This is a genomic window from Corynebacterium sp. HFH0082, from assembly GCF_000411235.1.
Lineage (GTDB): Bacteria > Actinomycetota > Actinomycetes > Mycobacteriales > Mycobacteriaceae > Corynebacterium > Corynebacterium jeikeium_D.
Genome location: NZ_KE150404.1, coordinates 2,280,653 through 2,302,948, shown reverse-complemented (window position 1 = coordinate 2,302,948; position 22,296 = coordinate 2,280,653). Strand labels below are relative to the sequence as shown.

The 22,296-nt window shown below is 59.9% G+C and carries 20 protein-coding genes and 1 pseudogene; 9 read left to right on the top strand and 12 right to left on the bottom strand.

Going from position 1 to position 22,296, the window contains the following annotated elements; translation table 11 throughout:
• The first annotated feature begins 211 nt into the window (after nucleotides 1-211).
• Nucleotides 212-841, top strand: a complete 630-nt coding sequence (locus tag HMPREF1206_RS09895; protein WP_081636727.1) for a DUF4245 domain-containing protein — start codon at nucleotides 212-214, stop codon at nucleotides 839-841.
• Between the two features lie 118 nt (nucleotides 842-959).
• Here the strand turns inward: HMPREF1206_RS09895 and HMPREF1206_RS09890 are convergent, their stop codons facing one another.
• From HMPREF1206_RS09890 to HMPREF1206_RS09875, 4 genes are all read right to left on the bottom strand, one after another.
• The gene (locus HMPREF1206_RS09890) at nucleotides 960-1,250 is read right to left on the bottom strand and encodes an exodeoxyribonuclease VII small subunit (RefSeq protein WP_016423171.1); all 291 of its coding nucleotides are present in this window, start codon (nucleotides 1,248-1,250) and stop codon (nucleotides 960-962) included.
• A gap of 61 nt (nucleotides 1,251-1,311) precedes the next feature.
• Nucleotides 1,312-2,547 carry an exodeoxyribonuclease VII large subunit gene (xseA, locus tag HMPREF1206_RS09885; RefSeq protein WP_016423170.1) on the bottom strand — a complete coding sequence of 412 codons (1,236 nt, stop codon included), beginning with the start codon at nucleotides 2,545-2,547 and terminating at the stop codon, nucleotides 1,312-1,314.
• A 107-nt stretch (nucleotides 2,548-2,654) separates the two neighbouring features.
• Nucleotides 2,655-3,809, bottom strand: coding sequence for a DUF6542 domain-containing protein (locus HMPREF1206_RS09880; protein ID WP_016423169.1), 1,155 nt, complete (start codon nucleotides 3,807-3,809; stop codon nucleotides 2,655-2,657).
• An 80-nt stretch (nucleotides 3,810-3,889) separates the two neighbouring features.
• Complete coding sequence (locus HMPREF1206_RS09875; protein ID WP_016423168.1) at nucleotides 3,890-5,440, bottom strand: AI-2E family transporter; 1,551 nt, start codon at nucleotides 5,438-5,440, stop codon at nucleotides 3,890-3,892.
• 94 nt (nucleotides 5,441-5,534) lie between these two features.
• Here HMPREF1206_RS09875 and ychF point away from each other — a divergent pair, with 94 nt between their 5' ends.
• The 3 genes from ychF to HMPREF1206_RS09860 all read left to right on the top strand — a co-directional run bounded on the left by ychF (nucleotide 5,535) and on the right by HMPREF1206_RS09860 (nucleotide 10,276).
• Complete coding sequence (gene ychF / locus HMPREF1206_RS09870) at nucleotides 5,535-6,614, top strand: redox-regulated ATPase YchF (protein ID WP_042389448.1); 1,080 nt, start codon at nucleotides 5,535-5,537, stop codon at nucleotides 6,612-6,614.
• Between the two features lie 123 nt (nucleotides 6,615-6,737).
• Entirely contained in the window at nucleotides 6,738-7,712 is a 975-nt protein-coding gene (locus tag HMPREF1206_RS09865) for an NAD-dependent epimerase/dehydratase family protein (protein ID WP_016423166.1), read from the top strand.
• 617 nt (nucleotides 7,713-8,329) lie between these two features.
• Entirely contained in the window at nucleotides 8,330-10,276 is a 1,947-nt protein-coding gene (locus HMPREF1206_RS09860; RefSeq protein WP_016423165.1) for a hypothetical protein, read from the top strand.
• A 276-nt stretch (nucleotides 10,277-10,552) separates the two neighbouring features.
• Here HMPREF1206_RS09860 and HMPREF1206_RS11485 read toward each other — a convergent pair whose 3' ends face one another.
• Together HMPREF1206_RS11485 and HMPREF1206_RS11480 are read right to left on the bottom strand one after the other, a co-directional pair.
• The gene (locus tag HMPREF1206_RS11485) at nucleotides 10,553-10,816 is read right to left on the bottom strand and encodes a hypothetical protein (RefSeq protein WP_197737674.1); all 264 of its coding nucleotides are present in this window, start codon (nucleotides 10,814-10,816) and stop codon (nucleotides 10,553-10,555) included.
• 160 nt (nucleotides 10,817-10,976) lie between these two features.
• A pseudogene (locus tag HMPREF1206_RS11480) lies at nucleotides 10,977-11,132 on the bottom strand (hypothetical protein); the annotation flags it as partial.
• Between the two features lies 1 nt (nucleotide 11,133).
• On the opposite strand from HMPREF1206_RS11480, the gene HMPREF1206_RS09850 reads away from it, so the two are divergent.
• From HMPREF1206_RS09850 to erm, 5 genes are all read left to right on the top strand, one after another.
• A complete protein-coding gene (locus tag HMPREF1206_RS09850) occupies nucleotides 11,134-12,615 on the top strand; it encodes a HEPN domain-containing protein (protein ID WP_016423163.1) in 1,482 nt (493 codons plus the stop codon).
• 274 nt (nucleotides 12,616-12,889) lie between these two features.
• On the top strand, nucleotides 12,890-13,219 hold the full coding sequence (locus HMPREF1206_RS09845; RefSeq protein ID WP_042389445.1) for a nucleotidyltransferase family protein: 330 nt from the start codon (nucleotides 12,890-12,892) through the stop codon (nucleotides 13,217-13,219).
• Nucleotides 13,140-13,394 (top strand): DUF86 domain-containing protein, encoded by a 255-nt coding sequence (locus HMPREF1206_RS11405; RefSeq protein ID WP_081636726.1) that lies wholly within the window; start codon nucleotides 13,140-13,142, stop codon nucleotides 13,392-13,394. Before HMPREF1206_RS09845 ends, HMPREF1206_RS11405 begins: the two co-directional genes overlap by 80 nt.
• 197 nt (nucleotides 13,395-13,591) lie before the next feature.
• Nucleotides 13,592-13,825 carry a recombinase family protein gene (locus HMPREF1206_RS09835; protein ID WP_224784272.1) on the top strand — a complete coding sequence of 78 codons (234 nt, stop codon included), beginning with the start codon at nucleotides 13,592-13,594 and terminating at the stop codon, nucleotides 13,823-13,825.
• A 349-nt stretch (nucleotides 13,826-14,174) separates the two neighbouring features.
• Nucleotides 14,175-15,029 carry a 23S ribosomal RNA methyltransferase Erm gene (erm, locus tag HMPREF1206_RS09830; RefSeq protein ID WP_016423159.1) on the top strand — a complete coding sequence of 285 codons (855 nt, stop codon included), beginning with the start codon at nucleotides 14,175-14,177 and terminating at the stop codon, nucleotides 15,027-15,029.
• A gap of 70 nt (nucleotides 15,030-15,099) precedes the next feature.
• Here erm and HMPREF1206_RS10825 read toward each other — a convergent pair whose 3' ends face one another.
• The 6 genes from HMPREF1206_RS10825 to HMPREF1206_RS09800 form a co-directional block, all read right to left on the bottom strand.
• Nucleotides 15,100-15,453 carry a type IIL restriction-modification enzyme MmeI gene (locus HMPREF1206_RS10825; protein ID WP_016423158.1) on the bottom strand — a complete coding sequence of 118 codons (354 nt, stop codon included), beginning with the start codon at nucleotides 15,451-15,453 and terminating at the stop codon, nucleotides 15,100-15,102.
• 641 nt (nucleotides 15,454-16,094) lie between these two features.
• Nucleotides 16,095-17,987, bottom strand: a complete 1,893-nt coding sequence (locus HMPREF1206_RS09820) for a cation-translocating P-type ATPase (protein ID WP_016423157.1) — start codon at nucleotides 17,985-17,987, stop codon at nucleotides 16,095-16,097.
• A complete protein-coding gene (locus HMPREF1206_RS09815) occupies nucleotides 17,984-18,343 on the bottom strand; it encodes a helix-turn-helix transcriptional regulator (RefSeq protein WP_005530797.1) in 360 nt (119 codons plus the stop codon). The genes HMPREF1206_RS09820 and HMPREF1206_RS09815 overlap by 4 nt, the downstream gene beginning before the upstream one ends.
• Before the next feature lie 82 nt (nucleotides 18,344-18,425).
• Entirely contained in the window at nucleotides 18,426-19,493 is a 1,068-nt protein-coding gene (locus HMPREF1206_RS09810) for an LLM class flavin-dependent oxidoreductase (RefSeq protein ID WP_016423156.1), read from the bottom strand.
• 314 nt (nucleotides 19,494-19,807) lie between these two features.
• The gene (locus tag HMPREF1206_RS09805; protein WP_042389435.1) at nucleotides 19,808-20,350 is read right to left on the bottom strand and encodes a DUF488 family protein; all 543 of its coding nucleotides are present in this window, start codon (nucleotides 20,348-20,350) and stop codon (nucleotides 19,808-19,810) included.
• Between the two features lie 189 nt (nucleotides 20,351-20,539).
• The gene (locus tag HMPREF1206_RS09800; RefSeq protein WP_016423154.1) at nucleotides 20,540-22,252 is read right to left on the bottom strand and encodes a SulP family inorganic anion transporter; all 1,713 of its coding nucleotides are present in this window, start codon (nucleotides 22,250-22,252) and stop codon (nucleotides 20,540-20,542) included.
• Nucleotides 22,253-22,296 lie beyond the last annotated feature (44 nt).

Genomic DNA, 22,296 nt, shown 5'->3' with positions numbered 1-22,296 from the left:
CCACCTTTTTGGTGTTCGGGGGTGGACGCAGCGCCAAAGTGGGGGGAGTTTCAGGGCTAAACCCCCACATCACGCGGTTATCAAAGGTTTGTTCCGGCGTCAGTTCGCTTGACGACGTCGACAGCGTCCGTCATCAAGTATTGCTAGCTGCAGCTGTGCGGGTGCGACTGATGACTAGGTTCGTTGCGGGGCCTTTGGCATACTTGAGCGCGTGGCGAATGAGAAACCTAGGATTTTGCAGGACAGTCGAGACATGATTCTCACCCTCGTGGTGATGTTTCTTGCGGTGGCTGTCACCATTGGCTTTACCGGCCTGTGCAGTTTTAACCCCGGGAAGCCGGAAAACGGTCCGGTGCACGAAGTCGATGCTGCCCCATTCGTGAACGTGGAGGCTCGGCGCGTGGACTATCCAGTTCGCCTGCCGAAGGTGCCTGAGGGCTGGACTTCAAACTCGACCCGCGCGGGTATGGCAGCGGGGAAGCAGACGACCATTATTGGCTATGTCACTGCTAGCGGAGCATTCATTCAGGTCACGCAAACAGATGCGGAAGCAGGTCAGCTGCCGGATGATGGTAAGAACCGTCTCCGGGACGGTACTACTGACGTGGAAGGTACAACCTGGACTAAGTATGAGCCGGCTGAGGACAACGTGCGTCGCGTATGGGTTGGGGACCTCGGTGACTCCCGCGCAATTATCGAGGGCACTGCCAACGACGAGGAGTTCACACAGTTGGCGGCGGCATTGCAGAAGGCCGAGCCAATTGATTCGGACACGACAATGCCGGATTCGTCACAGCCGCAGCAGACTGCGTCCGAGATGCCGTCGGCACCAGCAAAGTAGGCCGAGTCGAGCACTCACCTGGAGTGGTAATCCCGACTAGGGCCATAAAATAGCTGAACTCAGCTATCAGCGAAGAGACGAGAAACGATATGAACTGACGATCGTTTCTCGTCTCTTTTTAGTCCTCATCGCCCACATTCTCGGCAGAAGCCGAGACATCCTGATTCTTGCTGGCCAAGGCGGCTTCAACCTTTGCCTGGGCGCCAGCCAAATGCTCCTCGCAGCGGCGGGCCAGCGCCTCGCCTCGCTCCCACAGCGCCAGGGATTCATCCAGGCTCATCTGTCCGAGTTCTAGGAGCTTGACGGTCTCGACCAGCGCATCTCGAGCCTGCTCGTAGCTCAGGTTCTCCACCGGTACCTGTTCCTCCGAAGAGGGAGCCTGACCCGCGCCGAAAACATTGTCATTCATTAGCGAATACGTCCTTCACATTTAGTAGTTAAAGCTTCAAGGTTGGAAAAGTCATTGCTTACTAATTAGCCGGCTTCGTAGCTAGCGTCGCTGCAGAGATGGAGCCGTCACTGACGCGAATTCGCAGTTGGGAACCCATCGGGGCATCTGCAATAGAGGTCACAATCTGTGGTTCTGGCTGCGTAGCCGATTGTGCCTGCACGATGGCATAGCCGCGAGCGAGTGTGGCCGAGGGGCCAAGTGCTGAAACCTTGCCGCGCAATCCCGATACCACGGCTTCCTCACGTTCCAGACTGCGGTGGATGAGAAAACGCAGCCGATCCACTTGCGCCGTGACAAACTCTTCACGCACGCGGATGGGAGTGAGCGGATCGCGCAGTACCGGCCGCGACGTCAAATCCCGCAGAGTCGCTACTTCACGGTCAACCCATCGCCGCAGAGATGCCGAGGAGCGCTCACGCAGCTGTGCAATTAGGCGTCGTTCCTCAGCAGCATCGGGCACTGTTTTCTTTGCCGCATCCGTCGGTGTGGCAGCACGTAAATCAGCGACGTAATCCAACAGCGGAGTATCCGGCTCGTGCCCGATTGCAGAAACCACCGGTGTTGTCGCCTTACTCACCGCACGAATCAGAGCCTCATCTGAAAAAGGCAGCAAATCTTCGACACTGCCACCGCCACGGGCGACGATGATGACATCGACCTCCGGGTCGGCGTCGAGCTGTGCCAGCGCCTCAATAATCTCCGGAACAGCCTTGGCGCCCTGCACAATTGTGTTGATTACCCGGAAATCCACTTCGGGCCAGCGGGCACCCGCGACCGAAAGCACATCGCGTTCAGCTGCCGAACCGCGACCGGTAATCAACCCGATCTTGTTGGGGAGATAGGGCAGAGGGCGTTTCAGCCGTGGATCAAAAAGTCCTTCCGCCGCTAGCGCCTGGCGCAGCTGTTCCAACCGCGCCAATAGTTGCCCCAACCCCACGGGTCTCCACTCCGTAGCCCACAGGGAAAACTGCCCCCGCCCGGCATAAAACGCAGGCTTGCCCAAAACCACTACGCGGTCGCCGTTGCGCAACGGATTATTGCGCAGAGCCGCCGTAGAACAAGTCACCGACACCGAAAACTCCGCGGAGGTGTCACGCAGAGTGATGTAGGAGAGCTTCCAGCTCGGCTTGGAGTTGACCTGGGCGATTTCCCCCTCGACCCAAATCTGTCCAAGGCGCTCAATGTAGTCCTTGACTAACTGGTTCAGGCGTCGAACCTGAACCGGTTTCTCGGCCGACGTTTCCAATTTCGACATACATCAACACTTACACGATGGCGCGGATTGCCCTGCTAATAAACGCACGTTGCCCACAGGCTAAATCTTCCTGTGGGCAACTGTGACGGTAAAAGTGCAAGCCCGAGCTACTTGCGGTAACGAGACCTGCTATCGCGCCCGGTTATGCGCTCCTGGCGAGGGCGCTGCTGTCGCGGTGGCCACTCTTCGGTGCGACGGTGGTTGCTCCCCGGGCGTGCGGGACTCTGCTGAGGCTTTTCGGACCGAGACTCCGGCGAAGACTGTTCTCCCCACATCCGTGCCGTTCCTGCCGCTTGACGACGGGGAAACTCCTGCGTTGGCCGCTGCGGTGCGTTTGGCCGTTCAATCGGACGACGAGGCTGCTGTCTGGTCGAGTTTGGCGAAGTGGAATCCTGAGTGAACTGCGCCTGGCCCGGATGCGGGCGAGACTGCCAACGGGATGTTGGCTGCTGGGCCCGCTGGGCGAAATTCGAGCGCTGCTGGGCGCGCTCCCCAGAGCGGTCAACTGGTCGCTCACGCAGTTGCTCGGCGTTGCGCGATGCCGAGCTGGCGCTCGCTGCCGGTCGGGCACCAGAACGAGAAGTCTCCTGCCGAGAGCGTGCAGCCTGCTGGCGCGCCTGGCGGCGAGCTTCGGCATCTCGGATAATGTCCGCAGCGGGACGTCGTGAAGCAGGGCGTTCCTGAGAGCGAGAAGCTACGCGGCGATCAGATTCGGCGAGACGACGGCGAACCTGAGAGCTGGATTCGACAGCGGCTTCGTCACGGTGCTGGCGTTGTTTAGCGGCCTTGCGCTGGGTGTTGAGGGATTTCTCCTGGGTGCGGGTGATTTCGAGGTAACGCCACACTGCGATGATGACACAGATAATCATCAAGATCAGCAGCCACGGGAACTGCTGGATGATGGGATATGCGGAGGTCACCAGGCGAGCGCGTTTAGAGGTCGTCGCGGTCGCGCCACCATTTTCGGGATCGGCGAGAGAACCGGTAAACCACGCTGTGAAAAAGGTGACAAGCGCGAACAAAATAGGGATTTGAGCGACGGTAACTACCAGACCGCGAGGAACCACCAACAGTGTTCCGGCCACAGCAGCCACGGCAAAAGCAATGAAGTAGGGCTTGCCAAGCGAACCGTTGGGAACAGAAAAGAGCAAACCAAAAACGCCGGCCAGAAGCATCAGCAACGGCGGCACAAACATTGGCACGCGTGGAAGCAGGGGTTTGTTCCCACTGCCTTTACGGGTTATTGCTGATCTGTTCGACACGAATGCGTATCCTACCGGTTATTAGTGATAAAAACGGGCAAGCCCGGTATAAGAGCCTGCCCGTGTCTTGGAATCTCGCCCTACTTGTTTTTCTTAGAGAAAGGCCCGGAGACGACTTCAGTGACCTTGTGGAAGGCCTTGGTCATCGCTCCCTCTTCCTGCTTGGTCGGACCAGCATCGGGGGAAACTTTACCGGCGGTGCGAGCATCTGCCTTCACAGCGCTCTCCGCGGAGCTGTCGGAGTCATCACTGCCCAGACGGAACGAAGCCAGTCGGTCGCGCATCGCACGGCCGGCAGCTTCAATCTGAATGCCGGAGATTGATCCGGCGTCCGTGGCGAACTCGATATCCTTTGCGGTCTTGTCACCCGTTCGCAAATCCGTGAGGTCGCCGAGGTAGCGGAACCAGACCGCGACGACTGCAGTGACTGGCACAGCCAGGAAAGCGCCGATGATGCCGAAGATACCGCCACCGAGCAGAACCACCAACAGGACGATTGCGGCGTGCAGGTCCATAGCCTTGGACTGCAGAATCGGCGAGAGGATGTTGCCCTCAATCTGCTGGACGGCAATGATGATGAGCAAGACAAAGATTGCTGTGGTCAGGCCGTTGGCAACAAGTGCGACAACCACCGCAATGAAGCCGGCGGTGAACGCGCCGACAATAGGAATGAAGCCAGCGAAGAAAGTCACCACGGCCAGGACCATTGCCAGCGGCACATTCAAAATCGCAAGACCGGCACCGATGAAGACCGCGTCGATAAGCGAAACGATAGCCTGCGTGCGGATGTAGCCCGACAGCGTGTTCCAGGAGCGGGTGAGTACCTCCGTGAGATGCCAGCCGAGGCGACGTCCGGTCAGGCGGCGGAGCCATGGCAGGAAGTCCTGGCCGTCCTTGATGAAGAAGAACGTCAGCACCAGCATTGCCATCAAGGTTACGGCGACCGAAGAGACCACCGAGATGCCTTGGAAGACTGTGTTGGCGATATCGCCGGAGCGCTCCTGGAGCCATTGGGAACCCTGGTCCAGAGCGTCGAGGATTTGTTCATCCTTGACGTTAAATGGCGGGGCCTGAATGATGTTCTGGACTTCTTGAATGCCATCTGTGAACTGGCGACGCAATTCGGGGAACTGCGACTGCACAGTCGGTGCGAGGAACGCGACGACGCCGCCAAGCAGCGCCAGCGCGCCTAGGATGACCGTCAGTGCGGAGAGTGCGCGGGGCCAGCGGTGTTTCATCAGGAACACGGCGGGCGGAGCCAGCACCGTGGAGACAATCAGGGCCAACAGAATCGGCAGAACGCCAGCCCAAATCTTTCCCAGAATCATAGCGCTGACGTACAGCGCCGCTGCGGTGATGAGGAAACGCAGGCACCAACCTGCGAACCATCGGGCGCCCTCGCCAATGACGTCGGCGCGGTCGATGGATTCGGCGTCATTTTCGCTCATAAGCTCATCGAGGTTTTCAGCGTCTTCCGGCAAATCCGGCTGCGTTGCCGCTGACTTATGGGCATCGGAGGGGATAGACAGAGACTGTTCTATACGCAGAGGCTCCGATCCCATTACGTGATCGATAGCGTCTTTTTCGGACTGCGCAGTCCACTCTTCGCCTTCATTGGGTTTATTGCTCACGTATTCATTATGGGGGTTCGGAGGGGATAGGGGGCAACTTCACGAAGTTAGGGCGAGTTCAAATCTGTCTCCCCGAGCCCGTAAGATGAGCAATGTGAGTCTTACACTTGGAATCGTCGGTCTGCCCAATGTCGGAAAGTCAACCCTGTTTAACGCCTTGACGCGCAACGATGTGCTGGCTGCGAATTATCCGTTCGCCACCATCGAGCCAAACGTCGGCGTTGTGGAGCTTCCCGATCCCCGTTTGAATAAGCTCGCCGAAATTTACGGCTCCGAGCGTATTCTTCCGGCTACGGTGTCGTTTGTGGATATCGCCGGCATCGTCAAGGGTGCATCGGAGGGCGAAGGTCTTGGTAACAAGTTCCTCGCCAACATCCGCGAGGCTGACGCTATCTGTCAGGTCGTCCGTGTCTTCAATGATGATGATGTCGTGCATGTCGACGGCAAAGTTGACCCGGCCTCTGACATCGGTGTGATTGAAACCGAGCTCATCCTGGCTGATATCCAGACTATTGAGAAGGCGCTGCCGCGTCTGGAAAAGGAAGCCAAGAAGGATAAGGAAAAGGTCGGTGAGGTTGAAGCCGTCAAGCAGGCTCTCGCTGTGCTGGAAGAGGGACGCACTCTCTTCGCAGCTTCCGATGACGTGAAGCTCTCCGCTCTGCGCGAGCTGCACTTGCTCACCGCAAAGCCGTTCCTCTACGTCTTCAACGCTGATGAGGAAGTGCTTGCCGACGAGAACCGCCGCGCGGATTTGGCCGCTGCTGTGGAACCGGCGGACTGTGTATTCCTCGATGCGAAGGCCGAGTCAGACCTGCTGGAGCTGGATGAGGAATCCCGCAATGAGCTGCTGGCCGAAATTGGTCAGACTGAGCCGGGCCTGCATTCGCTTGCTCGCGCTGGTTTCCGCACCCTGGGGCTACAGACCTACCTGACCGCTGGCCCGAAGGAGTCTCGCGCCTGGACCATTCCGAAGGGTGCTACGGCTCCGCAGGCTGCCGGCGTGATTCACACTGATTTTGAGCGCGGTTTCATTAAGGCTGAAATTGTGTCCTTCAACGACTTGGTCGAGGCCGGTTCGATTGCCGAGGCGAAGGCCAAGGGCAAGGTTCGCCAGGAGGGCAAGGACTACATCATGCACGACGGTGATGTGGTGGAGTTCAAGTTCAACGTGTAGGTTAGCCGAATAAGAAGCTCTGACAGATGGTGGGGTAATCCTGCTCTGACATCTTATTCCAGCTTCGATGCGCTGGGATTAGGACTGGTCACGTGTGAGAAGGTTTCGTGTACAACTAGTGACATGAACTTTTTATTGCTCGGTGGTACCGGTTTCCTTGGAGGACACATTGCGGCGGCAGCAATCGACCGAGGACATCAAGTTACTTGCCTCGCGCGGGGTAACGGGAAGGTTCCCAACGGAGCCGAATTTGTGAGTTCAGACCGTGACCGTGACGGTGCGTACGATGAGGTTGCGGGGAAAACTTGGGACACCATTGTGGATCTGACGAGTCAGCCGAAGCATGCGCGGGATGCGGCGACGAAACTCCAGGCCAAGCATCGTATATTTGTGTCTTCGAGCAGCGTATATGAGGACCAAGGAAGTATTTCTTCCGAGTCTGATTCCGTAGTCACTCCGCTTGAAATTTACTACATGGAGAACATGGGGCAGTACCCGGCCGCAAAGTCTGCTTGCGAAACGATTTATCGCAACATAAATAGGTCGGTAATGGTAGTTCGACCCGGTCTGATTGCCGGCTACGGCGACGAAACAGGGCGCAGTGGTTACTATCCGTGGCGCTTCGCGCATCCCACGGGTGAGAACGTGATCGTCCCAGACCCGGCGTTTCCCGTCGCTATGATTGATGTGAAAGACCTTGCAGACTGGATAGTTGAGTCTGCAGAAGTTGGAACTTTCGGAACCTTTAACGCCACGGGGTTTGCTACTTCCTTGTCCGATGTGTTCAAGATTTCGCGTGAGTTAACCGCATCGGAGGCTACGGAGCGACCTTGCTCTGATGAACTGCTTCTCGCTAATGATGTAACCCCGTGGATGGGCCCAAAATCGTTGCCGTTGTGGGTACCAGGTGAACAGTTTCGCAACATCGCGCTACTCGATTGCGCCACAGCCTACGAAGCTGGCCTGCAGATTCGCCCGTTGAAAGAAACATTGGCGGATGCGCTGCGATTCGAAGAAGAACAGCAGGGGGAAAGACTCGCTGGGCTCAGCGATGAAGAGGAAGTCGTGCTTCGCCAGCGGTTAGAAGATGGTATTTAGTTTCGGCAGGAACAGTTTTAGTTGCAGTCGGGACCGTACTAAGTTGGTTTTCGTTCCGCGACTGACTGTGAGAATGAGTCCGAATCTGACTTGAGGGGAACTTCGGCGGTGCTAGCTCTTCATGACGCGGAACGATCTAGCCTGCGGAGGCTGCCTTTCCGAGCAGGAAACGCCTTGCGGCACACTTTTCGGCTTCTCGAATCGCTTGCAACTGAGTGAGGTAGCCTTCTTTCGCCACTCCGTGGAGTTCCGTTTCAATAACTAGTGAGATTCGTTGATGATTCTCGTCGAGTGTTGAGTCAGGACTAGTGCCCGGCGCTTTTGCCAGGGACCTACCCGCGTAGTTGTACATCGTCCGTCGTGCGCCGCTCCGCGGTGGGGAGGAGCCCGATGGGGCGCGGGACTATGCCCATGGAGACGTAGGTCGTGTCCGCCTCGGGGTGATGCGCCGCTAGTTCGGCTCGCTTCCACGACAGAACGAGGAGCCGGCGCAACGATCGACGTGGACGACGGCTCCGCCCAAGGGGACTGCTGCACGATCAGGCAACAACTTCAAATTCGTGCCACTAGGCGCCCCCGAACTGTATAGAGTGACGCCTACCGGGAGGGAGATTCGAGTGTCGGAAAGCGGACCAGAGAAGAGACTGAAGTTCTTCGGCCTCAGCGACTACGGAACCTTCTGGCAGGCCGACCGCCTCCTAGAGCTCGTCCGTGAATTCGATGCTACTCGTGGCGATCAAGGCATAAACGACATCGTTGAGTTGCATCATCTCGCGTTGTTCCTAGAACACAAAGTTCTCCCGAAGGACCTGGCCGAAGCAGAGCGAGACGCGCCTCTGGCGCACGTCTCCGAGATCCGGGAAGTCATCGGCAGGTTTTTCGGCAAAGTGACTGACGCCACCTTCTCAACGCTCGTTCAGGACGTTGACTTTCAGTACCGCACAGACGTCCTCGATCTCCTCGGAAAGAACAAGGTCTTCGAGCGCTGCACTGACTCGATCGTGCTTGCTGCACTTCAAGAGCAGAGTTTCCACCCGCACGATCTGCTCTCATGCCAGACACTCGTGCGTGCCTACGACCAGGAGATTCGGGCCCTGCTACTCGATGAGCCGCGCAATGCTGAGCTGCTTGCGCGGAAGTTCCTCCAGTCCGAGGGGCGGGATCCAATCCATCTTCCGAAGAGCTTTACTCCCGCGGATCAGCGTGGCCTGTTTGACCGATATCTCGATGAGGAAGAGCCCAACCTCAACTTCGTCAAGCTGATCGCATCCGCACGAGCTGACAAGAACACCGGCGTCGATGCACGACTGAAGCTAAAGGCTCGTCGCAAGGCAGATGCGCTCACGAAGAAGATGTTCGAGTCCACGGAGGGGATCAAGACCGGCTGCGAAGTGGGCATCTCGGCCGATCAGGTCGAAGAGGTCGTCCAGTCTTTGGACGGCATGGTTGGCAAGTACTCCTACAGTCGAACCTGGCTCACGGAGAACCTCGACTACCCGACTATCCTGAATAACTTTGTTCACCTGTTCCAGTTCGCCAACGACCACATGCTCCTGGAACTTCCTTCCTACGGAGCGCAACTTGGCGTCTTCGAGCGGTTCATGGGTACGCCGGGCAAGGGCGACTACCGGACGGGGGCGGTGTTCAGGCTCAAGGATCAGGCGTCCTTGCTCCAGACCTTGATGTACGAGCGCTTCCTCAGCTCCGAAGGTATAGAGCTCGAGTCGGTCATCGCTTGGTTCTTCACGGACTACCTTGAGCAGGAGTTCGGTGCCAAGGGGCTGAAGTACCGCGCCTCCAGCCCGACCGCTACCTACCTTGAGAAGAGCCGCCATCTGTTCTCAGAGATGGAGAGCGTCCTCAAGCAGTTCACGCTGCATGTCGACTACGGCGAGGTTGACCCGGAGCTGCTGACAATCACATCGGAGCAGCTTTCCTACGGCGACATCCCGAGTCAGGTTGTGGATAAGTACGCCTACGTTGCCAACAACGCGGACATCCAAGGAATTCAGCACCTGCTCTTCTCGGACCAATCCGGATTGGTGCACATCAGCAGCGATCTGGAGGCAGAGAGCTTCCTCCACTTGGTCATCGCCAATGACATCGCCTACGACCAGTTCCACGAGTACCAACAGCGCAACATCGACTTCCTGGTCGAGAAGGGCATCCTGACCGGAGATCGTGACCGAATTGCGTTTGCAAGCGCGCCACAATTGCATGTGCTCAAGGAACTCTGGGAGTACGAGGTGACGAGCTGTCTCCATCATTCGGCGGCCGGCCAGAAAGCCATTGACGAGATGGTGAGCGCCGGATGGCTGGTGCATCGATCAACGCTGCTCAGCGCCGCGGAGGTCAGCTACTTCAACTACTTCCTTAACGATAAGGAGTTCAGCAACGGACCTAGCCTGCGCAACCGCTACCTCCATGGATCACAGGCAGACGGTGACGACGACCGCGTTCACCGCCACACGTATCTAACAGCGCTCCGCCTACTCGTTGCGCTGGTCATCAAGATCAACGATGACTTCTGCCTGACGGATAACGCCGTGCTCGCGAAGGAATAGGGGCCGACCGCTGGCATGGTCGAGCCCTCTTCAGATCCCTAGTATGTGGCGTCTCAGCCGGGTTCCCTGCCGGCGTGATGGCGCGGTACCTCCTTCGTGGCGTCCTGCAGGCTGACCCACGTCGAAGGTGAGCCTGTGTCCCCTGATCAGTAGCGAGCACTGACCGTGGGGAGGGGGAGCACGTGAACCCCGTGTTCAGATGTACCTATGTGCCGGAACTCGGTGGAGTTTAGATTCAACGTGTGATCGACGGCCGATTATCGGGCACGCTGGACTTCAGTTCATCTGTGGTCGAGCGGCCCAGGCGTTGACATTGCATTGCTGCTCGGTGTGGTCGCCCGCAGCCACGACTGTTCCGTCGGCGCGCAGCCCGAGCGAGTGTCTCGCTCCGGCTGCGATCGCTGTGATGCCGGTCCATGACTGGACATCGCACTGGCCGAACTGGTTGTCGCCCGTTCCGAAGACCCTTCCGGTCTGGCTCAGCGCGAGCGTATGGACGGAGCCGGCCGCTACTGAGGTGATGCTTCTCCACGATGACACCTCGCACTGGCCTCTGCTGTCGTCGCTGACGGCGACGACGGTGCCGTCTTCGTGTAAGCCGACGGTGTGCAGGGTAGCCGGCAGAGACCCCGGACAGGTGTGTCCACCGGGCGACGTCGGTCTGCCCTCGCTGATTGTTGCCAGTTGCGAGGGCTGTGCCGTCGCGTCGAACTGCGATTGTGTGCCAGTCGCCGCATCCGATCTCAGTTGACCATGATCTCGCTGTAGATTGTCCTACGTGGGGGCATGTGGTGGAGTAAAGATTTTCGACCTGACATCTGGTCGCAAGACAGGAAGGAGCCCGGACCGGGAGCACGATGCCTAATGATCCTCTCAACCTCGACAAGGCCGGCGAGTGGGCTGGCGTGTGGTGGCTGCCGGAAGCCCCTAGCGAGAAGGTCCCGGGTGTCCTACGGTACGACCCGGAAGATGGTCTCTCTCTGTCGCTGATCGGCACCTTCGAGGATCGGATCTTGACGACGGACTCGTCTGGATGGACTGCTGTTCACGAAGGAACCCGCACCTGGGAAGTCATGCACGGTGTGGCCGAGCTCAGGGAGATCACACTGCTCGGCTGTGTTCCTAGGAGCACCAGAAGGACCATGGGTGCGCGAGTGGCGAGCCCTGATAAGCAGACCGTGACCGCGACGGTCGCCATCATCGGCGCGCATGTCAGCGGTGACGCGGATCCGGCGTTCGCTGGGGCAGAAGTCTCAGTCGAGGATCTGAGTCTCTGGGCGGCGTCTTCTGTGTTCGAAGGATCCCTCGGGGCTCCCGACGGCAAGATCGACGGGACCGGGCGTATCTCGGTGAAGCCGGTCGAGGCGCAATCGGTCGTGGTCGACGACACTGAGTATCGCCTTCAGCACACGCACACGCTTCCATTCTTCGACCAGCGCAAGGGAGGAAGCGTCGGACGTATGCGGGACACGGTGTCCATCTGCGTCGTGCCAGCCGAACCATTCTCTCTGAGTGTTGCTCTGCAGGAGGCGAGCCTGGTGCAGGACCTGATCTCCCTGGCGACGCATCGCGCGGCCGGAGTGATCTGGCTCCGACTGGAAGTTGCCGGGACCGAGTCGCACTTCCCTGATGGCCGCCCGCTGCCGCGCCGACGTGCCGATGTGCTCTACTCACCGGCCGCGCTTGGAAAACACGACGCGAAAGCCGTCGATCACCACCGAATGTTCTTCACCTGCGGCTCGATCCCATTTGAGGAGGTCATGCCCCGATGGTGCGAGGCCCATGGCCGCCTGGAGGCAGCGACAAACATGATCTTGGGCTTGTGCTACGCACCGGCCCGTTTTGTTGAGAACAATCTTCTGACGGCAGTCGGTGCTGCCGAGGTGTTGCACCGCAACCTCCGCATCGACGAGAAACCGTTCCCCAACGTGGAGTTCAGGGCGATGCGAGAGGCGATGCTGGCGCAGGTACCCGATGAGCACCGAAACAGGTTCAAGGGGGCGATCCGCAACGACCCGACCCTCCGTGATCGGCTCCATGCCCTCGCCGCGCGACCCGATCAGGAAGCGATCGCACAGCTCTTACCGGATGTCGACCCTTGGGCGAAGTGGACGACGCGCGCCCGCAATGACCTCGCGCACGAGGGCAGAACGTCCAACCATTCCATCGAGGAGCTGATCGCCGTCGTCGAGGTGACGACCGCGGTCGTAATCCTCAACCTCTTGCACGAGCTCGGGTTGCCGGCGGAGCGGCAGCGAGAGATCGTGCGGGAGCACCCGCAACTGAGGGCTACGTTCCGTACCGCTGCCGAATGGCTGGTTCCCTCACCAACCCCTTAGGTGCACTGCGATAGCCGCTACTTCGGAACCTCCGTGACGCTGCTGCCCGGTCGTTTAGTGCGAGACGCGTGTAAGCCTGCTCTATCGCTCGTTCGTTGAGTGCGTCATGGCGGGCGGGCGAGACGACCGGCTGTAAGTGGTGGCAGCGCGTCAGTGCCGCCTGGTGCGGCGGTGAGACGGGAGAATGTCGTCGGCCCTTAAGAACGCGGTGGAGTTCCGCTTCAATGTCAAAGCTCCATGTCGACGTGCTGCCGAGCCCGTTACCCCCGGAAGCATGTCTGAGACCGTCGTGACGCCCGAGACGCTTGCCCTACGCAAGATTCTCGTTGCGCGTCTTGACAAGTTCCAGGTGCTCCTCGATCGGTACGGCGCGACCAACCCGAAGTTGTTCGGGTCCGTCGCGCGCGGCACCGCGTCTGCAGGATCGGACATCGACATCCTCGTCGGGATGGACCCTGCGGAGGGACGTCTCCTGATGCGTGCGTCTGGTCTGCTCGAGGAGAGTCGCGCTCTGTTCGGGCGCGATGGCATCGACGTGTTTCCTGCCCAGTTGCTCAGGCACCCGGTATCCGCTTCGACGCTCGCCGAGGCGGTGCCGCTGTGAGTCGCAGTCCGGCGAAGCCGTGAACCATCTTCCCGATGAGATCACCGGCGCGCACCCTGAGATCGTCTGGCCTCAGATTCGGGATTTCCGCAACATCCTGGTGCACCAGTATTTCGGCGTCGACATCGACGTGGTCCGCGATATCGTCGATACTCATCTGCCTCCTCTTGCCTAGGCGCTGCGGTGCCACATCTCTGCTAACTGACGGCGCGGCTCCAAAGGTTATTCGGCTACGGAACGTGGTCGAGTTTAAGTTCAATGTTAGCTAAGGGCCTTATTAAAAGCGTTTGGCAACACGCGCTCCTATTTACCTTCGTATCTCGCGAGACGCTGACGTGGATGGCCTCACCATCGACCGGCAGCGTCAGGACTGTGAAGCCATTGCAAAGCAGCGTGGCTTGGACGTTGGACATAGGACATAACTACGTCGATCAGTCCATTTCCGCGTCAAAGAAGAATGTGGCTCGCCCCGACTACGACGCCATGGTGGCATCCTTTGAACGCGGCGAAATCGACGCGATCATCTGCTGGGACCTCGAACTACCCGCCCCACGTCGGTGGGTAGTCCGATCAGTCGGACAAAACTACTCCCGCACCACAGCGTAATAAGGGGTGCACCTTAAAAACATCCGGAGGTGGGGGTAACTCCCCCTCGTTGCCCAGAGACAAAATACGCCAGTGGCGTCTGTACGACGAGCCGAAGGTAGGACAAATTCCAATCCAGAGAGGTCTTGCACTGTTGCGGTGCGGTTGTCTTCTTTCTCACCGTATTGGACCCTGCGAAATTAATTGGATACGATAGGCCCATGTTGATTTCAGGTTCCGTTTTCATGCGGCCGCTCACCAGCCGCTAAGGCGGTTTTCTCCCTCCCGCAGGTTAGAAACCGCTCCGGTCCTTTAGCCGGGCGGCTATTTGTCATGCCCGGCTCCGTTTCAACTCCAAGGAGCACACCTGATGTCTGCATACGGATACGGCCGTCACGAGCATGGCCAAAATTTTCTCACAGACCACAAGATCATCAACTCCATCGTCGATCTTGTGAAACAAACCTCCGGCCCCATCATTGAGATCGGGCCAGGAAGCGGTGCCCTCACTCACCCGATGGCCCACTTGGGGAGGGCGATAACGGCAGTTGAGGTAGACGCAAAACTAGCTGCCAAACTCACAAAAAAGACCGCCTCGGCGGCGGTCGAAGTGGTCCATGATGATTTCCTTGACTTCCGGTTACCCGCCACTCCCTGCGTCATTGTGGGAAACATTCCCTTTCACCTCACCACTGCCATTCTTCGAAAGTTGTTGCATGCGCCGGCATGGACTGACGCTGTACTCCTCATGCAGTGGGAAGTCGCTCGCCGCCGGGCCGGGGTAGGTGCAAGCACGATGATGACGGCTCAGTGGTCCCCATGGTTCACGTTTCACCTTGGTTCCCGAGTACCAAGGTCTGCTTTCCGGCCACAGCCAAACGTTGACGGGGGGATCTTAGTGATCCGCCGGGTGGGTGACCCGAAGATTCCGATAGAGCAGCGCAAAGCCTTTCAGGCGATGGTGCACACCGTTTTCACTGCCCGGGGACGCGGGATAGGGGAAATTCTCCGAAGGGCAGGGTTGTTTTCATCACGTTCAGAGACACAATCATGGTTGCGCTCGCGAGGAATCGACCCCGCGACCCTACCTCCCAGATTGCACACCAGCGACTGGATCGATCTCTTCCAGGTGACTGGTTCCTCTCTACCTCACCATCGGCCCATTTCACCATCGGGAAGTAGTCAACGACCTCCTCAACGGAAAAATCGAGGCCGGCGGCGGTAATCCCCCCACCACCAAAACCGAAATCCACCAGTAGTAGTGAACGACCCATGTTCGTCTACCGTGAGCCGCGTTATGGCAGTGACGTGTTCTCGTCGGGCACAGTCATAGTTCCCGGCGTTGCCAGCGACAGGGTTCTACACCCAGCAGCGGGACCGATCAAAATCACCCGCACGGGGAACGACCCTGCTGGTGGTTTCGATTTTGATGAAAGCGAGGAGACATAGCCCCTCGCCAACTCCCCGTAGCTGGCGAACAGTAGCTCCTGGCGCTGGCGCTCGTTGGTGAGTTTGCGTGCCACATCGAAAGCCTTATCGACTTCCCGGTCCAAGTTGTTGTGAGCCTTGAGCAGAATTGGGTCCATCGATAACGGGTTGTAGTGCTCCGCGAGTGACCGCTGGGGGTGCCGCTCGCGTGCCCGCAGCACCAACTGTCCAGCGTCGATGATTCGCTGCTGCGCCTTCTCATCTAGTTCACACAGAGCTGGTCCGCAGTTGTAGCTCCCGATGTACTCCGAAAAACGGAAAAAATAAATAGTGGGGATACATCAACCTTCCACTTTCCATTCTTCCGGCTCAGAGTATTGAGGGGTCTGGGACCGGGTCCGTAAACCCTTTATGTTTTTCGCGCACAGCGGTTTTTAGCGACGCACCCTATAGGTTTTCCGCAGAACTTATATGTGTTTCTGTGCACCCCATATGTTGTCTGTTTTAGCGGTATTTCGTTGTTAATTCCGCACGCGCGCATCAAATGGTTATTTATCGACGACACTCCGTCGAGTTCAAGTTCAACGTGTAACGCGAGGCGTTAATGACGTTTCGCGTTATTGGGGGTAGGTTGAAGAGCGCTGTCTCTAACTCGGGTTTTCGTTCGGCCTCGGTCCATTCCGCTACCTCGTGTGAAGAATCTGCAAGCGGTATCGAACCGTTGAACTATTAGGTTCCCCCACAGTTCCCGTGCCTGCACGCATCGAGAAGGACCAGGTGGTGAACTCGAATGACTCGCCTGGTCCAACGTGTGTGCGCTCGGCGCGTGGTTTAACCCTTATAAGACTTGCCGGTCACAGCCTCAGCGTTTCGCTCGTGCAGCCCGCAGGCCGTTCAAGATCACGATGACTTCGGCGACTTCGTGTACCAACACGACGGCGGCCAAGCCCAGTACACCGCTGATCGCCAGTGGCATCAACACGATGATGATGGCCAGAGACAGCACGATGTTTTGGTTGATGATCCTGCTGCCTCGGCGGGCGTGCTGCAGCGCCTGCGGGATCAGCCGGAGGTCGTGGCCAGTGAAGGCGACGTCAGCGGACTCGATTGCGGCGTCAGAGCCGGTTGCTCCCATCGCAATGCCCACCGTTGCGCCCGCCAGTGCCGGCGCGTCGTTGATGCCGTCGCCGATCATCGCCGTCGGCGTCTTGGAGGAGAGTTCGGCGACGATGCTTGCCTTGTCCTCCGGTCGCAGCTCGGCGCGCACGTCGTCGATTCCGGCGATTTCAGCCAGCGCCCGGGCGGTGCGAGTGTTATCGCCGGTGAGCATGCTCACTTCCACGTCGTTGTCGTGCAGGGACTGCACGGCATCGGGCACCTCGGGCCGCAACTCGTCGCGCACCCCGATCGCCCCGGCGAGAGCGTCATCGACGGTGACTAGGACGCAGGTCTGGCCTTCGGACTCCATGCGCTCAACGTCCGCCTTCAGTGGCCCGGCGTCGATCCATCGGGGGCTGCCGACCAGCACCCGTCGGCCTTCGACGGTGCCGCCGATGCCATGACCGGCTTCCTCGCTGATATCCAAGGCGGTGGGCGCTTCGGGCTCCGCTGCCACGATCGCCGCGGCGAGGGGGTGCGTCGATTGCTGCTCAACCGCCGCCGCGAAGGAAAGCACCTGCGCCCGATCGAATCCGTCTGCCGGGACCACTCCGGTAACCTCGGGCTGGTTGCGGGTAAGGGTTCCGGTCTTGTCTACCGCTAGGTGACGGATGCCGCCGAGTCGCTCGAACGCCGCGCCGGACTTGATGACTACTCCGAACTGGCTGGCCGCGCCGATCGCGGCCACGACCGTCAGCGGCACGGAGATTGCCAGCGCGCACGGCGACGCTGCGACCAGGACCACCAGCGCACGGGTGATCCAAGTCTCGGGGTCGCCCAACAGCGAGCCGATCACGCCGACCAGCACCGCCAGGATCATCACCCCGGGCACTAGGGGTTGGGCAATTCGGTCGGCGATCCGGGCGCGGTCACCCTTCTCCGCCTGCGCCTGCTCGACGAGGTCGACGAGTGTGGTCAGCGAGTTGTCCGTTCCAGCTGCGGTCGTCTCGACCTCCAGCACACCGGCGGAGTTGATCGCTCCCGCGGGTACCTCGTCGCCGGGCGCAACCTCCTCCGGAATGGATTCTCCGGTGATCGCTGAGGTGTCAAGGCTGGAGCGTCCGGACCGAATGATGCCGTCCGTGGCGATCCGCTCCCCGGGGCGTACGACCATTAGCTCGCCAACCTCAAGGTCCTTCGCAGCGACCTCGGCCGTCGTACCGTCGCGCAGCACGGTCGCGGTTTGCGGTACCAGCTTCAACAGTGCCCGCAGTCCGCCTTGGGCCCGGTCCATCGCCTTGTCTTCAAGCGCCTCGGCGATCGAGTACAGGAACGCCAGCGCCGCGGCCTCTCCGACGAAACCAAGGATCACCGCGCCGACCGCGCTGATCGTCATAAGCAAGCCAATGCCGAGCTTGCGCTTCGTGACAAGGTTCCGGATCGCTCCAGGTGCGAACGTGTAAGCGCCCAACAGCAGGCCAAGCCAATACAGTACCGTTGCGGGCGTCTCCAAGTCGGACCAGTCCAGCGCCAGTCCTGTAATGAGGGCTACGCCGGAGAAGATCGGTAGCAGTAGCTCGGGGTCCTTCCACCATGGCCGATCGAGCTCTTCGATCTCCGTGGCGGGTTCGTGTTCGCATCCACATGCTGAACTCATGCGTCCGTTCCTTTCTCGCCGCAGCCGGGCACCGAGCACTCGGTGTCGATGCAGGGGGCATTCTCGTCGACGGCCAGCGTCGCGTTGACCAGCGCTTCGAGCGCCGCCGCGAGGTGCGGATCGGCAATTTCGTAGCGGGTCTTACGGCCCTCCGGCTCAGCGACGACGATGCCACAATCGCGTAGGCAGGACAGGTGGTTCGAGACGTTCGAGCGGGTCAGATCCAAGCTTTGCGAAATCTCGGCCGGGTAGCCCGGACCGTCGAGTAGGGTCATCAGGATTCGGGAACGCGTCGGATCAGCCATGGCCCGGCCGAGCCGGTTCATGACGTCGAGGCGCGAAGCAATAGTCAGCATGTGCTGAACAATACAACGTGTGTTGAACTATTCAAAATGCACTGAACTGACGGTTCCGCGAAGGTCCTGCGACCTGCAGGAATTAGTCGATGGGATAGCCGGTAACTGGGCCTTCGTGATTCGGCTGCCAACCCAACGCGGGGGCGACATGCGTGGCGAAGTTGTCCAAGATCTTCACGTTGACGTCGACGCCCATCCCAGTGGGGATGGTGATGAGCAGGGTGTCGGCGGACATGACGGCGGCGTCGGCTTTGAGTTGCTCAATGAGTTTGTCCGGCTCGGCGGCGTAGGTGCGGCCGAAGGTGGAGGCGCCGACGTCGGGAAGCATGCCCACCTGATCGGAGCCGGAGGCCTGCATGCCGAACAACTGCATGTCCGCGCCGTCGACGATGGGGAAGACGGAGCGGGACACCGACACACGCGGCGTCCAATCGTGGCCCGCCTTCTTCCACGCGGCGCGGTAGCGGCTGATCTGATCCGCCTGGATTTCGCCCAGAGTCTCGGCGGTGGTCTCGGAGACCAGGGTGGAGGACATCAGGTTGAGCCCGTCCTTGGCGGTTTGCTCGGCAGAAGCGTGGGTGCCGGAGCCGTAGAAAATGTGCTTACGCAGCTCGGGCACCATGGGGAAGACCGGCAGGGCGGAGCCGGGTTGGAACATGTTGGGGTACTGCCGGTCTAGCGGTGCGGCGGTGGCGAATCCGTTGCCGTCCACTGCAGCCATGAACGCCTCGAGGTGGGCTCGCGCCACGTCCGCGCCGTTGGGCGCTTTACCCTTGTAGCCGAAGGCCTCCCAGCCGCGGTCAGCCACCTCTGGGGCGCCGCGCGAGACGCCCAGGGCCACGCGGCCACCGGAAATTTGGTACAGCGACGCGGCCTCTTCGGCGAGGTAGAGCGGGTTTTCATAGCGCATGTCGATGACACCGGTGCCCATCTCGATGTGTTTGGTGGTGGCCGCGACAGCACCCAGCAGCGGCATCGGGGCGGAGGCCTGCGGCACGAAGTGGTGGACTCGGAAGGACGCGTTGTTCACGCCGATTTCGTCCGCAGCCTGGGTGATCTCCAGATGAGTCTTGGCGATCTTTTCCGCAGATGGCCCGCGCTGGCCACCGAAGGCGTAATGCCCGAAGCTTAAGAATCCGAACGCTTTCATTGGATACCACTCCTTTTCATGGTGCTAACGAGAAAGTAACTTTGCAACGAGATACCGTGGACTTTAAGCTCGATGTCTAGGTCCGTGGCAAGACGGTAGATCGATTTTTCGATTCGGCGCTTTGGGGCGCTACCGGAGTCCCCGGTGGTCTTCTTAGATTGAGCGGTTCAGATTTCCTAACCTAAAGCTCGTTTGAGCGTGCTATCCGCTGGTGCGCCTCCGATACTGCTGCTCATAAGGTGGCGGGCGCTCCATGAATACAAAGCGTAGGTCAGGTCGAGGAGGATGCAGCCCCCTGGGCTCTGGTGTATGTGCTAGCCCCGCTCGGGGTAGCGCACGAGGAGATCGTTGCCGATGACTGCGCCGTCGTTGAGCGTTGCCTCGCTCACCTTCGCCCCGGCTGCACCCAGGCCCATAATGTGGCCAACCTCGTCACCGTGGGCGATGAGGTGGTCGGCGATGATACGCCGGTGGCAGCGCCACCACACCGCCTCGGAGCACATGATCGCGGTGGGAGTTTCGGCTGCGTTCGCCCGTAGCTGCGAGATCGCGTCGGAGAACTCCTCGCCCAGCGCATGGTCGGCGTAATTGTGGAAACTGCGGTTACGCCAGTTGCCGTTAACCTCAAACGGCACCGAGTGGGACACGTTGCGCCGTCCGGTTAGGCCCTCGCTTCTGCTGTAAGTGATGCCACATGTGGGAAGGTGTTCGGCAAGGTGGTCGCCGTTGAACCACGGGTACTTCCTGGACCCGGGCAGCTTGCGCACATCCACGATGGATGCCACACCGGCCGCCTTGATCATTTCAGCGAAGTCCTCGAACTCGAGGTTGGAGTGGCCCACGGTGAAAATGCGCATGTCACCAATGCTACGCGCCAAGCGATTACACTCACATCGGCTTCACGAATGAGAAGGTGACTTTGCAACGACACGTCGTGGAGTTTAAGTGCAACGTGTAAAGGTTTTTCAAGCGTCGCGCGATGGGGATGTGGACCCACGATTGCAGGGTCGACTGCGACGGAGTGACCATTGTCTGGCTCAGCCAAGCTATTGACTCTGCGATGCCGCGGGTGCGCCATCAGACTCTTCATGCTGAATGCGCGAGGCATGCAGTCGGGCGTGGGCGATGGCGTCGAGAGTGTTGTCGAAGACGTGATTCTCGTGCGCAAGCTGGTCGAATACGCCGAGTTCGCGCAACACCGGAATATGTTCGGGCTTCGTGGCTGCGAGCAAGACCCTGGTACCGCGGCGTTCGAGGCGCCCAATCGTGTCGGCGAGCATCTGGGCGCCGGTGGCGTCGATCGTCGTAACGTAGCGCATGCGGAGCACGACAACCTTGACCGACGAGACATCAGCGAGCTCGAGGAGGAAATCGTGCGCTGCACCAAAGAAGAGGGGGCCTTCCATACGGAAGGCGGCGATGTGCTCGTCGAGAAGCTCACGCTCCTTGTCGCGGTGGTCTCCCTCGTCTAGCGGGGCGGCCTCTAATACCGCCGTGCGGGCGGTATCGCGCAGTGCGAAGAAGCCCGCCATAATGAGGCCGATGAGCACGGCGACTACAAGATCGAACACGACGGTGGCGGCAGCTGTGATGAGCAGGGTCGCCCCGTCGCCCTTGGTGGCGCGTATCACCGAGCGGAGGTTCCGCGGGTGGAGCATCTGAATCGCAGTGGCGATGAGCACGCCGGCGAGCGCGGCGAGAGGAATCTCGCCCACCCACCGAGCCGCGACGAGTACGGCGACGAGCAGGAGCAGCGAATGGAACACCGCTGCCAGGCGTGTGCCTGCGCCTGCCCGCACATTGACGGCAGTTCGGGCAATCGCGGCGGTCGCGGGAATCCCGCCGAACAGGGGCGCGACGACGTTGGCCACGCCCTGTCCAAAGAGCTCGCGGTCGGGATCGTGCCGGTCGCCAACAGTCATTGCGTCGGCAACCGTCGCAGATAGTAACGATTCCAACGCGCCGAGAGCTGCGACGGCGACTGCTGCCAACAGAAGCGAATCCAGGTGCTCCCACGGGATCTGTGGCCAGCGCGGGGCAGGCAACGTCGACGGGATGTACCCGATTGTCTTCAGGCCGCTGTCTGCCAGCATGTTGATGGCCGTCGCGGCAGCTACCAACACCAGCGCCGCGGGGAAGCCGCTACGAACGCGCGCAGCAAGCACGATTCCAGCCGCCACCGCAATGGTCATCACGGGCGCTTGCCATGCCGGAGCGTCTAACCAAGCTTTGATTGCGCCCCACGCCAACCCGAGGACTTTCTCGCCGTCCACGTCAACACCGAGTGCTGCGGGCAGCTGTTGGAGGCCGATGATTAACGCAATACCGGCGGTGAAACCTTCGACGACAGGTAACGGCATGTACTTCATCGCTCGGCCAGCACCGGTGACCGCCAACACGAGCAGCATGAGCCCTGCCAGCACGCCGACGACGAGCACCCCATCGGCACCATGGTTGGCCACGATGGGGATTAACACGACGGTCATTGCGCCGGTCGGGCCGCTTACCTGGACATTGCTACCGCCGAAGACTGCGGCCAGGATACCCGCGACGATGGCCGTCGTAATTCCGGCCGCCGCGCCGACACCGGACGCAACGCCGAAGCCGAGTGCGAGGGGGAGGGCGACGAGGGCCACCATGAGGCCTGCCGAGAGGTCGCGCCCGATTGTCGCGCGGGACCAGTCCGAGCGGCGCGGTGCGAAACGCAGGGCACGGGACCGGATGCCCACCGTAGAGGCGGCGGAGGAGGGGTGGGTCATGCTACTTTCTTGCTCCTTCAGGGCTCAATGACACTCAAAGGATA

What these genes read in the sequence shown, in the direction of transcription:
- HMPREF1206_RS09890 (WP_016423171.1), bottom strand. Translation starts at nt 1,250, where the DNA reads ATGAATGACAATGTTTTCGGCGCGGGTCAGGCTCCCTCTTCGGAGGAA.
- xseA (WP_016423170.1), bottom strand. Translation starts at nt 2,547, where the DNA reads ATGTCGAAATTGGAAACGTCGGCCGAGAAACCGGTTCAGGTTCGACGC.
- HMPREF1206_RS09865 (WP_016423166.1), top strand. Translation starts at nt 6,738, where the DNA reads ATGAACTTTTTATTGCTCGGTGGTACCGGTTTCCTTGGAGGACACATT.
- HMPREF1206_RS09850 (WP_016423163.1), top strand. Translation starts at nt 11,134, where the DNA reads ATGCCTAATGATCCTCTCAACCTCGACAAGGCCGGCGAGTGGGCTGGC.
- HMPREF1206_RS09845 (WP_042389445.1), top strand. Translation starts at nt 12,890, where the DNA reads ATGTCTGAGACCGTCGTGACGCCCGAGACGCTTGCCCTACGCAAGATT.
- HMPREF1206_RS11405 (WP_081636726.1), top strand. Translation starts at nt 13,140, where the DNA reads ATGGCATCGACGTGTTTCCTGCCCAGTTGCTCAGGCACCCGGTATCCG.
- erm (WP_016423159.1), top strand. Translation starts at nt 14,175, where the DNA reads ATGTCTGCATACGGATACGGCCGTCACGAGCATGGCCAAAATTTTCTC.
- HMPREF1206_RS09820 (WP_016423157.1), bottom strand. Translation starts at nt 17,987, where the DNA reads ATGAGTTCAGCATGTGGATGCGAACACGAACCCGCCACGGAGATCGAA.
- HMPREF1206_RS09815 (WP_005530797.1), bottom strand. Translation starts at nt 18,343, where the DNA reads ATGCTGACTATTGCTTCGCGCCTCGACGTCATGAACCGGCTCGGCCGG.
- HMPREF1206_RS09810 (WP_016423156.1), bottom strand. Translation starts at nt 19,493, where the DNA reads ATGAAAGCGTTCGGATTCTTAAGCTTCGGGCATTACGCCTTCGGTGGC.
- HMPREF1206_RS09805 (WP_042389435.1), bottom strand. Translation starts at nt 20,350, where the DNA reads ATGCGCATTTTCACCGTGGGCCACTCCAACCTCGAGTTCGAGGACTTC.
- HMPREF1206_RS09800 (WP_016423154.1), bottom strand. Translation starts at nt 22,252, where the DNA reads ATGACCCACCCCTCCTCCGCCGCCTCTACGGTGGGCATCCGGTCCCGT.